Origin of the sequence: Paenibacillus algorifonticola, from assembly GCF_000971975.1 — a bacterium.
In the GTDB taxonomy this organism is placed as follows: Bacteria; Bacillota; Bacilli; order Paenibacillales; family Paenibacillaceae; genus Pristimantibacillus; species Pristimantibacillus algorifonticola.
This window is the reverse complement of record NZ_LAQO01000011.1, coordinates 13468-27431: the sequence shown is the minus strand read 5'-3', so window position 1 is coordinate 27431 and position 13964 is coordinate 13468. Positions and strand designations below refer to the sequence as shown.

Sequence of the window (13964 nt, the reverse complement as noted above, 5' to 3'; positions counted from 1 at the left end):
ACGCTGGCTTCTATCAGGATCAGGATCTGGCTCGCTTACGTTTGCATACACACCCTAGTTTCCACCCCCATTCTCTCTCAACATCTTCCTGACACATAGCTATATTAATCTAGAGCTAGAACAACATCCCCCCATTTGAGAGGAGCTTCCCCCTATGAAAGCCAAAAAAACGATCGTCACACTGCTGATCCTGATTGCGGTGAGTGCAGGTGCCGTTCAATTGACCACGGCCAACAGTAGTAATGCCCACTCCAACAATAAGCCCAACGAAGCAGCAGCCCCAGCCCGAGTCCATGAGAAAAAAAATCCGGACAAAAAGCCCCCCTCCTCTCCGGTTTCTGCAAATCCTAAGCCATCCGCTAATGCGGGCACTGGATCAGGAACGAGCACCAGCATAACCGATCAGAACGGTTATACGATTTCGCTCACAGGCGGTTATGACACGGATTCCGTGGACCATGGCAGACCCGTAGTACTCATTGCTGCCGCGCTCGGCGTACCTACCGAAGTATTCAGGGAAGCTTTCAGCGGTGTAACTCCTGCGGGCGCTGGAAGCGATGGCCCTACCTCTGAGCAAGCACAATCCAACAAAGCAGCTCTGCTAAAAGTGCTTGCTCCCTATGGCATTAGCAACGACCGTCTGGATGAAGTATCGAACTACTACCGCTACAACGGCAGCAAAGGCGAGGTTTGGACTCGTACGGCTGCGACCGCTACAACCTTATTAACGAACGGTAAAGTGACCGGAATCAAAATCACAAATGCAGGTGCAGGCTACTCCTCCGCTCCCACGATAACCATCACGGGACCCACTGGCACCTTCTCCGCCACAGCTACCGTTTCCTATACAACGGATTTTAAAACAAACGGCAGTCTTACTGCGATTAAGTTAAACTAACAAAGCTGAAAAAGCTGCTATCGGAACAATACCGATAGCAGCTTTTCTGCTGAAACTTATTATCGTATCCATAGATGCACGCTTGAATCTTCAACGATTGAATTTACAATCGTCTGGCCTCCCTCCCTTTTGTCAATGACAGTTAAGAGGCTTCGGACAAGCTCTGCAGTATTCGGAGGACATTTCGTAATAAAAGCAGCAGGTTTGACGAATAGAGGCCAACATTTCTCCGGCAATGCCTGCATGGCTGGGTTTTATAAACTTCGCAAGCGGGTTGCGGCGTTCACCAAATATGCTCGCTGGTGCAGTCTCTGTCATAAACATGAAATCGTCATGAAGACGCTGTATAACCGATGAATCGCTCTCTTCTTCCAAACCATCCTCATACAGCGGAACCATTCGGACAAACGCATTTTCCCACAAAATCGCCATTGGAACTTTGCCGGCCACGGATAAAGAACGGAATAAGGGAGAAAGATGCTCCGCAAATAGCTGACGCATCATCTGATCCCGCCATTCCAGCCGTTTTCCCGCCTCTGGCTCTGTCATTTCCAGTCCATCAAAGCTCAAATTAGGAAACTTGGAGCCGCTCACCCTACTTTCGCTTTCGTCAGGCGAAGCCAGTCGGCAGTTATCTAACGTTAACGGCAAGCCTTTGTCATATACCGTCATCGCATACAAGACAGGTGCAACGAATAGAAAAGCATATCGCTTCGCGAGCATCGATGCTGCTACTCTTCTCGATGGCGCGCCTATTTCAGTTGCTAGTTGATCCAGATAGGACTCGCATTTCTCTCGTTCTAGCAAATCTCTTGATAAAATGGAGAGAGTACCAGGGGAATCCTTTTTTTCAGGCGTAAACTTGAACCTGGCTTCAAGCTCTTTCCACTGTGCAGGTGAAAGATTAACCGGCATGTTATCGCGTTCCAAGGAAAATTTCTGCAGCTCTGTCCACAATCATATTAATCGCGATAGGCCCATAATAAGCAATCCAAATGTTCGAATCCACTTCATATACTTGATTGTTTTTCACGGCTTCAACACTTTTCCAAGTTTCAGTCTGCTGGAACTCCTCAACAACCTCCTTAAACATGTCGTCATGCACGAGGAAATAATGGTCTGCCCCTACTTCTGGAAAAGCTTCAAACGAAATTTGATAAGCCGTATCCTTCTCATCCAGCACCTGCTGTGGGGCGGACAAGCCTAGATCGTTATATAAAATGTCCCCTGTGCGATGGCTCGGTGTATGAATGCGAATGCCTTCATCACGTGGACGAATGAGCGCAACGGTCTGGTCTCCAAGCTTGGCCTTAAGCTCTTCCTTCAGCTTAGCTGTTTTCTCGTTATAGGCATCCAGGACAGCACTCGCTTCTTCCGATTTCCCTGTAATTTTGCCGAAGGTCGTTAATGTATCGCGCCAATTTTCATCAAAATCGAGCATGATGGTAGGCGCAATTTTCGACAAGCTATCGTATACTTTTTCCTGGAACTCCGTACAAATGATTAAATCCGGTTCCATCGCAGCAATAGCTTCCAAATTCGGCTCATCCCTCGTACCGAGCAATTTAACATCCGTCAGCTTCTCGGATAAATACTCAGGGAAATCGGTTTTATCTGCCGCAGCTTTCACACTGCCCGCTGGCTGCTCGCTTAACGTCACCAGTTGGTCCACAAATTTAGTATCAAGCACCGCAATTTTCGTAGGATGCTGCTCCAGCGTTAGTTCTCCCTTTGCATGCTTTATAACGACCGGATAAGCTTGTTGTGCCGTTTGCGCAGTATTGGTATTCGATGAAACGGTACTAGTTGGGCTGGCTCCCCCTGTATTGTTCCCCGAACCGTTGCCGGGCGCAGTTGCACATGCACTCAACAATAATATTAAACTCAACATCAAACTGACCGCTAAAATAGACCCCTTGCTCCTATTCATTCCTAAAACTCCCCCGTTAATATGTTGATAATGATTATCACGCTCATTATTATAGGAGAGATTAGGACGAGATCCAATGGAATATCCCGACACATAGGATGAACTTATGCGACGGTTTTGCCTAAAATACAGAGGGGACACGCCACAATGCTTCTTAAAAGCCCGGCTAAAATAATAACTATCCCCATAGCCTACCGATTCGGCGATTACCTTTAGCGGTAAATTCGTATTCAATAACATCGCTTGCGCATGGTCCATACGAATCCGGATTAAATATTCCAGCGGTCCAATGCCCAGCTTCGCCTTAAATAATCGCTGCAGCTGCCTTTCGCTGCAATGAAGGGTATTCGCTAAATCTTGGAGGCTGATGGGCTCCGCATAACGCTCCTCCATAAAACGAATCGTCTGGCTTACGTAGTTTGGCTGAGCCATCGGTGTTCCCTCAAGAGCATAAAGCTGCAGCAGGAGATCATACACCAATTGGTGAAAAATAGCTCGCACATGGAATTTCTCCAATTGGGCATCAAGCAGCCAATAGGTGTGCATTTGCTCTATTTTCGCAAGGACACCGAGGGGATAGTTAGGAGCGAAGCCATATTGCATTTGGAATGGATTGTTGTCCCTATACACATTTAGCAGCTCTTTGCGGCTGGGCACAGCGAGAATGGCTTTATAAAAAATCATATAATAATCGAATGGTTCAGCGACGTGGTTAATGTCGACCGTTGCGCCTTTTCCGGCGTGGCACACATAACAGCGATCGACGATATGCTCGGTACCGTCAATGAGAAGCCGAGCCTCTCCAGCAACAGCTACTAAGAAGGCACTCGCCGGCAAACGGAAGCCTTGCACACTGTCACTCACTCGCAGCATAGACCGACGAACATCAAGTACCCGTATAGCCGCATGATTCCATAAGGGCAATTGTTCCTGCAACTTCATTATGTTCACCTTCCATGTCTATTTACAGCTTCCAACTCTTTCATTATAGTAATAATCATTCTCATTATCAAAGTGTTTTTAAGCTGTCACCAGCTTAACGGCTACAGCGCCAGCCTAACTATTCGGCGATAATAACCAACGGCAAGCACCGCGAACACGAAATAAATGACCGTATACATCGCCATGGCAGCAGCTGCCGGAAATGTAATATCTGACAACGTCAATGCGGAGGCTGCTTTTACGGCGACAATGGAATGGACAAGTCCGATCGCGAGCGGAATCGTGAACACAAACAGCTGTTTACGGATAATACCCCCCATTATCTCTTGTTCCCCGAATCCAAGTTGGCGCAAAATCGTATAGCTCTTCCTCTCCTGCTCCGCCTCTGTCATCTGCTTAAAGTATAAAATGCTGCCTGTCGCCATCAGGAATATAAGCCCTAGAAAGCCTGCTATAAAAATGATAAGCCCGAATTTTTGAAGCGACTCTTTATAGTAAGTGTCAAAGTCTGGCCTGTTCTCGTCTGCCTTTACATATTTTGCATAGAATCCAGATGCTACTGCGCGCTCGTTCTTAGAAGCAATTTGGTACGTATCTATCTGAATGGTTGCCTGATTAGTAGAGGAGGGTATCTGCTCACGAATAGCATGCAGCGTCGCCTCAGGTACGGCCAGCTGACCGCCGTTTACGTTGTAGTTCATCGCATAACGATCTATGCCTTTGATCACCTTAATAGTGAGGGGAACCCCGCTTGCTTCAAGATTAACCGCTTGTGGAAAAAGTACGGTATCCGGCTCCTTGCTTAACGCATTCCTCTGTCCTTTAAACCAAACGGCCTCGCCTTGCTTGGGCAGTTCAATATCGGCGCCGCTCGCCTGCAGTTGTTCTGCTGCGAGCAGCAAGAGGCTGCGTTCTCCTTCCTTGCCATTGCCAAAAGCACCTGTCAGCCGAATAGCCTCAACCGATTGATGAATAAATGTAAATTCTGCCTGCTCCAGCTCCGTACGAAATGACCTTGCATCCTGCCCATTATTTTCAAAAATAAAATCGTAAGGCAGCATCCCACGGGCCTCACTTTCTGCTGAGTAGTACAGCGAATAAGCGATTGCCACCATTGTTAGAGTCATCGCTGACAAAACCGTTATGAGCGTGAGTGAGCTTGCATTTGCTTTCATTCGATGCATGACCGGAGCCAGTGACAAGCTGTTTTTCAGTCCAAGCTGTCCGTTCTTGCTCCTTCGAACCCAGTAAAGCAGCCAGCCGATCGTGACACGAAACAGCAGGTAGGTTCCGAGTATGGTCGAGGCGAGAATAACCAGCATTTGCAAAAACAGCTCCTGACCAGGAAGCTTGCTTGATAGCATATAGCCCGCCCCGATCAGCACTATACTAAGCAGCCCCATCATAGCGGAGAGAACCGCTTTTGGCTGTTTGGGATGCTCCCCCTGCCGATCGGCCTTGAACAGCCCGAGAAGCGTAGTGCAATAAACTTTAAACACGATTTGTATCCATGTAAGGCCAATGAGCACGGCAAACACAATAGCGGTTTGAATAGCCGCTGAATTGGAGAAAGAGAGGGTTATGACACTTTCGATACCGATTAGTTTCATCAGAATAAGTACAAAAAGCCGCGACGCGAGCGCACCAGCGCCGATCCCAAGGAGGAGCGCCCCTATTCCAAGGAGCATATTCTCGGCAACGAGCAGCAGCAGCACCCCTCTGCGCGTCAAACCTACCAGCTGATATAGCCCGATTTCCCTGCTTCGGCGCCCCAGAAAAATGCTGTTCGCTTGCAGCATGAATATGACCACAATGGCCAGCAGCAGCATCCCTGAAACTTTAAACAACGAAGCGAATTGAACATCTCCGAATGTCGCTGCCATGATGGAAGTATCGTGCTGCAAGCTAGCAAATACAAAATAAAGGGCCGTACTTGAAATAAGCGCAAAAAAATAGAGATAATAATGTTTCATATTTTTACGCATGCTGCGGATGACCAGTTCAAACAGTGTCAACGTGGTCACCCCCGAGCACAGCCTGCACATTCATAATATCTTTGAAAAAAGCTTGCCGAGTTTTGCTTCCTCGGTATACTTCAGAATACAGCATTCCGTCTTTCAAAAACACGACCCGGGTGCAATAGCTTGAGGCTACCGGATCATGCGTAACCATCATAATCGTAATGCTGCGCTGCCGATTAAGCTCCTCCATCTTTCCCAATAGCGAGGAGGCTGCCTTCGAATCCAGTGCGCCTGTCGGCTCATCTGCAAATACAATAGAAGGCTCGTGGATTAATGCGCGTGCCGCAGACGTCCGCTGCCGTTGGCCACCGGAAATTTCATGCGGATATTTATGAGCAATTTCCAAAATACCGAGATCTGCAGCAATCGTCTGGAATGCTTCCTCAGCCGCTTTTTTCTTCAACTTGCCAAGCGATACAGGCAGCAGAATGTTCTCTTTTACAGTTAACGTATCCAGCAAATTATAATCCTGAAAAATAAAACCAAGCTTCTTGCGCCGGAAGATAGACAGTTCAGCATTTTTCATATTTGAGATGTCTGCATCTTCGACGAATATTTTCCCTTCCGTCACTTTATCAATGGTTGACAGCACATTAATCAACGTGGACTTCCCTGATCCAGACGGCCCCATAATGCCAACAAATTCCCCTTCCACGACACGTAGATCGATACCTTTAAGCACCTGCTGAACATTGCCTCTGACACCAAATGATTTACGGACCTGCTGCGCATGCAGCACGGTTTTTGGCAAATTGTTATGCTTCATCTCCATAGCCTCCTACTCTGATCTAACATTCATTTTAGAGAAAAAGGCCACACCCGTCGCTCGCATCAGATGACAAGCAGGAGGTTCTGCGTGACACTATTGTCATATGGAGTCGGTTTGTTCCGATTGCTAGCTGCAGCTGTCCATTTTACGACCGTCATGCCCGAATTGCTTCGAACGCATTGCTTATAGGGAAGGTCATCTCCATCGCTGTTCCTGCGTGCAGTCCAGACTGTACGTTCAGGTCAACCCCGATTTTGAGCGCAACCGTCCGTGCTAAATAAAGCCCCAGTCCGGTTGCCGCATTTTGCAGCCTTCCATTCCCCCCAGTAAATCCTTTATCAAAAATACGCGGCAAGTCATGGGCGGCAATGCCTGGTCCCTCATCCTTGATCGTGATCCTCACATGTCCTTCAGGCGCAACTGTCGTCGACAGAAGTATCATACCGCCCTTCGGGCTATATTTGACCGCATTCGTCAGTAATTGCCTAATAACAAAGCGGCACCATTTGCGGTCCGTCCTGACGATTGCCTCTTCCCCTTCAAACATGACGGCTATATTTTTCTCTACACACCAAGAGGCCAGCTCCCGTACTTCCAGAGCGGCAAGCTGCTGAATCCCGGCCTGTTCCAGCACGTAATCCGCCTCGAGCGTAGGCAGCCGTGAAATGTACAACTGCTGGTCAATGAGCAGATGAATGCGCAGCCATTCCGATTCTATTTTTCGCAGCACCTGGCTGCTCCTATCGGCATCTATCGTCAATTTCATGGCGGTCAGCGGCGCTTTCACTTCGTGCACCCAAGCCGCCGTATAATCCTGCTCCACCGTATGGGCCGCATAGCTATCCGCAAGCTTGTCCGAATACCAGTGGTCGGCCGCTCGCAAAAGTTGATTCGTTGCTTCTTCATCATAAAAATTAGCGGGCGGCAGCGTTTCGATCCAGTCCTCCTCTATTTCTTCAGCTGTGCTTGCCAGTGCGCGCGCGTAGGCTGTTTCTTTTCGAAAGCGCCACCCTAAAAAAACTAGCATAGCCAAAATTAGCAGGGTATTCATATACAGCATCGAGGCAGCTTGAATAGCAATGCCATTGTCAAGCCAGATTAGCAAATCCACGAACAACAAAGAAAGCAGGTAGAACGCAATCCAGCTTTTTCTGTCATATAAATAACGGAGCAACAAGTCACTTCCCCCCTCATAACGTGGCGGCCATATAGCCCAGCCCTTTCTTGGTTACAATGGCTTCTTCCAGCTGGAAAACCGCCAGTTTTTGGCGCAGCCGGGTTATATTCGCTGTCAGCGTATTGTCGTTGACAAATTGTTCATCATCCCACAGCTTGCGAATGAGATCGTGGCGGGATATAACCGTATCCTTCGCCTGGACGAGCACAACGAGGATAAAAAATTCATTTTTCGTTAAAAGCACATCCTGTCCGTTTTTACGGATCAGGCCACGCTTCATATCAATAATAGAGCCGTTCCATTCGATCAGATCGGCCGCTGCCTCTCCGTAAGCATAGGTTCTACGAAAAATCGCCTGAATTTGGGCCATCAGCACGTCCATATGAAACGGCTTTTGAATATAATCATCCGCCCCCATGTTCATCGCCATTACCATATCTAAAGGATGATCACGCGAGGACAAAAACAGAATAGGCACTTTCGACACCGCCCGAATTTCCCGGCACCAGTGAAAGCCATCATACATCGGGAGCTGGATATCGATAATAACCAGCTGAGGCTGCACTTTAATAAAAGTGTGCATCACATCATCAAACCGCTCTGGGCTAGTGACTTGAAACGACCACAGCTCCAGCCTCTCCTTCAACGATTGAAAAATGGCATCATCATCTTCAATAAGCAATATTTTCAAATCCACTAGAGCCAAATCCCTTCCCCCGATTGTTGCGCAGCCTTGATGAGCCCTGCCATCCTAGCTCCGCTTCCTACATCATACCATTACAGGTTTCCACACAAAAAGGGGCGGCAAATAATTGCCCCCCCAATAATAACCTTACTGCGTAGCTTTATGACGGAAGCAGCATCGTGAACAGCAGCGCTGCCAGCTCCTGCTTGTTTAATGCCCGCCGCGAGCCGTAATCAATCATCCCGTCCGCTTCGGTCACCTCCGGCCCATACAGCTGCCATTTCACTATAGAGCTAACGGCATCAATCGCCCATTTCGATGTGCCGGGCGCGAGCGCCGCAGTAGAATCCTGCGTCCTGATTCCCGTCATCGTCAGCAAGCGATAAACGATCGCTGCCGCTTCTTCTCGAAGGATAGGCCGGTCCGGCTCAAACAAGCCGTTCCCGCTCCCATTCAGCATGCCCGCCTCGACGGCGGCTTGGATAGCTTTGCGATACGGTGAATGCTCGATGTCCTTAAAGGAGGACGGGTTCGAGGATTCAGGAATGCTCCATATCGCATTAAAAGCATGGATGAAGGCGCCTCGGGTGACCGCTTGCTCCGGTTGAAACGGCTTAGACAAATCATCTGTCAAAAGACCAAGCGATTTCAATCCCAGAATGTAGCTGGCATATGGATGACCAATCGATACGTCAGGGAAGCCTTCCTGATGCTCCGGTATTTTAGCGGCATAGCTGAAAAGGTTAGCATATTTCAGATAGCTGATTTTGCCGTCTGCCTCCTCCTTGAATGCAAGCGGGTTACCCTGCTCATCCACAAACAGCAAATCATCGACCTGCTTCAATTGTTGGCGGCTAGAAATATCGCTCACGGTAAGAGTGCCGTCGCCCGTCGCTTCGACCTTCGTTAGCAGCTTGATGCGCAAATCCGAATACAAGCCTTCAAACTTGGCGAGAGCCTTCGCAGGCTGCGGCTTAAAGCCCGCAGGTCCATATCTCGTTGGGTGACCCGCGTAATAGTGATCCATAAATGCGGCAAACAGATCATTTCGCAAATCCTGATTCGAATTATAGGATACGAAAACACCGGTTTTGCGATCTGGCAGCAGCCAGAGGAGCGAGCTGAAGCCAAGTATATCGCCGCCCTTGGAGATGACAGCTTCACCGTTCGTATGGGACGGAGCCACAGGCGATTCAAAGCCGTATGTCATATCCGGAAAATCCGGATCAATGGCGATGTGATAGGTCGACATAGCCTTCACCGATTCGGGCGACAAAATAATTGTGCCGTCGGCCGCCCGGCCATCGTTCAGGAAGGCTTTCATAAACAGCGCCATATCGGCGGCTGTCGATAGCATGCTGCCCTCCGGCCACTCGCTCGGTGAAAAATCGTACACCGGAATAGCGCCTCCCGCCGCATCGTAAGAAGTGACGAGCCGTTCAGCTAAATCCTTAGTGAGGCTAAAATGGCTTGAGGTCATGCCAAGCGGTTCGAACAGATGCTTTTGCATATAGCTCCCGAAAGGCTCTCCGCTTACCTGCTGGACGATGTAGCCTTGCAGCCTCGATGCAAAATTATCGTACATATAAGAGGTTCCCGGCTGGCGAACGACTGGCGGGAATACAGCAAAGATGCTCTCCTTAAGTGAAATCGGCTTTTGGGCGGGATCCAACAAATAACTGGCATCTGTAGGCTCGCGCACTTCAAAACCCGTCGTATGCGTCAACAGATTCTCGATGGTAACCGGTGTACCATAGGGGTTGGTTACTTTGTAACCATCCAGGTATTTTTCAATATTATCTTGAAGCGAAATTTTCCCTTGATCGACAAGCTGCATAACGGCAGCCGCCGTGAACACTTTGGAGATCGAGGCGATTCGGAAGGTGGACCCGCTTGCCTCAATAGGCGACTTGGACGTCAGGTCGTTTACACCGTAGCCTTTGGATACGAGCACTTTTCCGCCTTGTACGACGGAGATTACAGCAGCCCCGGCTTTTTGCTTAATCGCATCCTGGTCAAAAAAAGCATCAAAAAAGGCCTCGACCTCCTTCGCATCACGCGGGCCGCTCGTAAAATGGCTTGGAGCGGCGCTGCTGAGCGAGGCATTCGGTTTGACGGAGACAGACAAATCGGATTCTGACCGCTGCGCGTTTGCGCTTGCTTCACCTGCAAAAGTCAGCGTCAGAAGTGCCGCCAAAATACAGGATGTGATACGGGTTCGTTTCTTATTGTGGATCAACTAAATCCTCTCCTTGCTTACCCTAATTTTGGAGCTGGCTCCATCCAATCGACAAAGCCGCTCCAACATCTTCATTGTAGAGTTTACAGCCAGCACTGTCGTTCGATTTAGATGATAAACGGGAGAGGAATGGTTACATTTTTGTCATAATAGGCTTGATCAGTCCTATACCAGATATAGCAGAGTTTTATAGCTATGCTGCCTTTACATCCTTTCAATAACAACGCATACTAAACGATAGTAAAGTATATTTATTTTTATCACATACTATCTTAAGGAGAGTTTCATTTATGCTTGAAACCTGCGTTCCGACTGGCGTGGAACTTAAAAACACCTACTTTGGATATACGTTATCCTTAATAGGCGGCAAATATAAAATGATCATTATGTATTGGCTGTCTGAAAATAAGGTTATGCGGCATAATGAGTTGAAGCGAAGTATCGGCACCATTTCTTTTATATACTTTATCTGAACGCGGCCTGTCTCTCCTTCCTTTGTTGAATATGATGTGCGAGTGGGGAGAGAAAAACAGCTTGCCAGCTCTGGAGGCTGAAAAGCGATAGGGTTACAGGTTGCCAACAAAATTCAAATAAGCTAATGCGTTTTTTTCTAATTTGCTTGCAGATGTTTCCATCGCTGCACCAGGTTCATTTTCACCAGGCTCCGATTCTGTGCCATAAAAGGCAAAAAACGAACGATAATCGGCATTGCAATATAGGAAGGTCGTTTCAAAAGGGGCTAATAATTGTTCAAGTGTATAGCGATATCTTCCCTCTTCCCTATAATCTTCTTTTTTTATTCCTGCGGATACAGCTAGCGCCACTTTACGATTTTTAAATTTGTCCCCACCTTTGGAACCATAGGCCCATCCATATGGTAAAACCTCATCCAACCGTTTTTTAAGAAGAGGCGGACAATTAAACCAATAAATAGGGAACTGAAAAACAAGATGGCCGTGTGCTTCAACTAACTGTTGTTCTTTTTCCACGTCTATGTTTCCATCAGGGTAAGCGTTATGCAATTCGTGTATCGTATACTTTTCCGGATATTTCGCAAGCTCTTCTGTCCATCGCTTATTTATGACAGATGTTTCTATGCTGGGGTGCGTTACAATAACGAGTGTTTTCAATGACTGATCCTCCTGAAGTGTGATTGGCTTCTTGCGTATAAAGCGCACACTGCAAATATGTAAGTATGCACTTATAGTACAGGCAAACCATTTTCACAAACCCTCCACTGTCGCACCAAGGTTTTTCCCGCATGCTATAATGGGTTATGCAATTAGGTACAAGAGGTGATGGTCAATGCGAACCTACCGTACTTCTGAAATCGCCGGAATCATAGGAATTCATCCGAACACGGTTATGCTCTACGAGAAATGGGGCTACCTTCCACCCGTTGAAAGAACGAAAAATGGCTACAGGGTCTACACCGATACCCATCTGGAACAGATGAAGCTGGTAAGAATGGCCTTAAGAACCGAACCAATGAAATGGGTTATGAAGTTTGAAATTCAAACGATCATAAGAAGTGCTGCCCAGGGGGATCTGGGAAAGGCTTTGGAGCTGGCGAGGGAGTATTTGGCGCATATACAGAATGAAAAGAATAATGAGCTTCAAGTTATGAAGGCCATCCAGGAAATCGTAAGAAGTGATTCAAGGCAAGACAAGAATGTTTCATTTAATAGGAATAAAACAGCCAACCTGCTTGGCGTGTCCGTAAACGTCATCATCAACTGGGAGAGATATGGACTTCTTGAAGTACCTCGAAGCATGAATGGCTATCGGGTTTATGGGGAGGATGAAAGAAAGCAGCTTAGGATCATTAAGGCATTTAGGCAGGAAAACTACAGCACGCAGTGTATTGGCAAGATGCTGAAAAAACTGGAAACCATCAAGAAGAGAATGGAGAGGAACGTATCAGGAGAAAAGGAGGATTCGGATGACGAGCCGTTGTCTTCCCTTACTGAGGCTGAACAACATGCGAAGGAGTTAATGGGTTATCTTGGTGAGTTAATGAGGAATCGAACAGACATGGGAAGGTAAGAGGCTAGACAAGTAGCCTTTATGATACACCGATTAGCCCGCGGGGAAAAAGACCCATAAAGGTAAAAGTCCTTAGAGTCATGGGACAAGTTGCTGCTACTCCTCATGTGAGAAGACATGCATTGATAGCTTCAGACTATGCAATAACGTTAATCAATGTCATGTATCCTAAAAATCTGGAGGAAGTAAGAAAAGAACGAAACCTCCATATTGATTTCTTGAGGAGCGTTTATTGAATTGATGTAGTTTTTAAAAAGGGGGAAACCATGTGCAAATCGTTCCGGCGTTAAAGGTGAAACGGTGGCCCAAAGATACCATAGCGGCGGGTTATCGTCATACCGTCGGTCTTAAATCGGACGGCACGGTGACGGCTGTGGGTAATAATAAATATGGCCAATGTGATGTAAGCAGCTGGCGTGAAATGGTGGCGGTTGCGGCGGGTAATGCTCATACGGGTAATGCTCATACAATCGGTCTTAAATCGGACGGCACGGTGGCGGCTGTGGGTTGGAATAAGTATGACCAATGCGATGTAAGCGGCTGGCGTGATATGGTGACGGTTGCGGCGGGTTGGCGTCGTACCGTCGGGCTTAAATCGGATGGCACGGTGGTAGCTGTGGGTCGAAATAATGAAGGCCAATGCAATGTAAGCGGCTGGCGTGATATAGTGTCGGTTGCGGCGGGTGACTGGCATACCGTCGGGCTTAAATCGGACGGCACGGTGACGATTGTAGGTAATAATCGGTATGGCCAATGCAATGTAAGCGGCTGGCGCGACATAGTGGCGGCAGCCGCGGGTTACCTTCATACCGTCGGTCTTAAATCGGACGGCACGGTGGTGGCTGTAGGTCGAAATAATGAAGGCCAATGCAATGTAAGCGGCTGGCGCGGTATTGTGGCGATAGCGGCGGGTAGTTATCATACCATCGGCCTTAAATCGGACGGGACTGTGGCGGCTGTCGGTTGGAATGAGCATGGCCAATGCAATATAAGTGGCTGGCGCGATATGGTGGCGGTTGCGGCGGGTTGCGCTCATACCGTCGGTCTTAAATCGGACGGCACGGTGGTGGCTGTGGGTCGAAATAATGAAGGCCAATGCGATGTAAGCGGCTGGCGCGGCATCCAACTACCCGGCAATTAGTTTTCAATCCACTCCGCTGGGTCTGGCAGACTTGCCCAGCAATTTCCCCGACTTTGGTGTTTACCTCGTCGAACATTCCGGTGAAATGGTCAAAGCCAGAGCGGATCTCAAATATT

12 protein-coding genes and 1 pseudogene are annotated in these 13964 nt (G+C 48.1%); 5 read left to right on the top strand and 8 right to left on the bottom strand.

The annotated features are described in order from the left end of the window. Positions 1-154: 154 nt before the first annotated feature. Complete coding sequence (locus WH37_RS33720; protein ID WP_052737044.1) at positions 155-898, top strand: hypothetical protein; 744 nt, start codon at positions 155-157, stop codon at positions 896-898. A 132-nt stretch (positions 899-1030) separates the two neighbouring features. On the opposite strand, the gene WH37_RS17460 is transcribed toward WH37_RS33720, so the two are convergent. The 7 genes from WH37_RS17460 to WH37_RS17430 form a co-directional block, all read right to left on the bottom strand. Continuing rightward, complete coding sequence (locus tag WH37_RS17460) at positions 1031-1813, bottom strand: IucA/IucC family C-terminal-domain containing protein (RefSeq protein ID WP_082110873.1); 783 nt, start codon at positions 1811-1813, stop codon at positions 1031-1033. Position 1814: 1 nt separating this feature from the next. Then, positions 1815-3770, bottom strand: coding sequence for an AraC family transcriptional regulator (locus WH37_RS33715; protein WP_052737042.1), 1956 nt, complete (start codon positions 3768-3770; stop codon positions 1815-1817). Between the two features lie 101 nt (positions 3771-3871). Continuing rightward, positions 3872-5785, bottom strand: coding sequence for an FtsX-like permease family protein (locus WH37_RS17450; protein ID WP_046231907.1), 1914 nt, complete (start codon positions 5783-5785; stop codon positions 3872-3874). Next, positions 5772-6557, bottom strand: coding sequence for an ABC transporter ATP-binding protein (locus tag WH37_RS17445; protein ID WP_046231906.1), 786 nt, complete (start codon positions 6555-6557; stop codon positions 5772-5774). Before WH37_RS17445 ends, WH37_RS17450 begins: the two co-directional genes overlap by 14 nt. Positions 6558-6714: 157 nt before the next feature. After that, positions 6715-7737 carry a sensor histidine kinase gene (locus WH37_RS17440; RefSeq protein WP_046231905.1) on the bottom strand — a complete coding sequence of 341 codons (1023 nt, stop codon included), beginning with the start codon at positions 7735-7737 and terminating at the stop codon, positions 6715-6717. A gap of 13 nt (positions 7738-7750) precedes the next feature. Continuing rightward, entirely contained in the window at positions 7751-8434 is a 684-nt protein-coding gene (locus tag WH37_RS17435) for a response regulator transcription factor (RefSeq protein WP_082110872.1), read from the bottom strand. A gap of 148 nt (positions 8435-8582) precedes the next feature. Further along, positions 8583-10661, bottom strand: coding sequence for a serine hydrolase domain-containing protein (locus WH37_RS17430; protein WP_052737041.1), 2079 nt, complete (start codon positions 10659-10661; stop codon positions 8583-8585). A 290-nt stretch (positions 10662-10951) separates the two neighbouring features. On the opposite strand from WH37_RS17430, the pseudogene WH37_RS17425 reads away from it, so the two are divergent. After that, positions 10952-11225, top strand: a pseudogene (locus WH37_RS17425) (winged helix-turn-helix transcriptional regulator). Positions 11226-11227: 2 nt separating this feature from the next. Here the strand turns inward: WH37_RS17425 and WH37_RS17420 are convergent. After that, positions 11228-11791, bottom strand: a complete 564-nt coding sequence (locus tag WH37_RS17420; RefSeq protein ID WP_046231904.1) for an NAD(P)H-dependent oxidoreductase — start codon at positions 11789-11791, stop codon at positions 11228-11230. Positions 11792-11966: 175 nt separating this feature from the next. Here WH37_RS17420 and WH37_RS17415 point away from each other — a divergent pair, with 175 nt between their 5' ends. The 3 genes from WH37_RS17415 to WH37_RS17410 are packed head-to-tail and all read left to right on the top strand — an operon-like array spanning position 11967 to position 13848. Beyond that, entirely contained in the window at positions 11967-12707 is a 741-nt protein-coding gene (locus WH37_RS17415) for a MerR family transcriptional regulator (RefSeq protein ID WP_046231903.1), read from the top strand. A gap of 32 nt (positions 12708-12739) precedes the next feature. Next, positions 12740-12943: a putative immunity protein gene (locus WH37_RS37450; RefSeq protein ID WP_414811926.1), complete on the top strand. Its 204-nt coding sequence runs from the start codon at positions 12740-12742 to the stop codon at positions 12941-12943. A 32-nt stretch (positions 12944-12975) separates the two neighbouring features. Continuing rightward, a complete protein-coding gene (locus WH37_RS17410; RefSeq protein WP_046231902.1) occupies positions 12976-13848 on the top strand; it encodes an RCC1 domain-containing protein in 873 nt (290 codons plus the stop codon). The last annotated feature ends 116 nt before the right edge of the window (positions 13849-13964 follow it).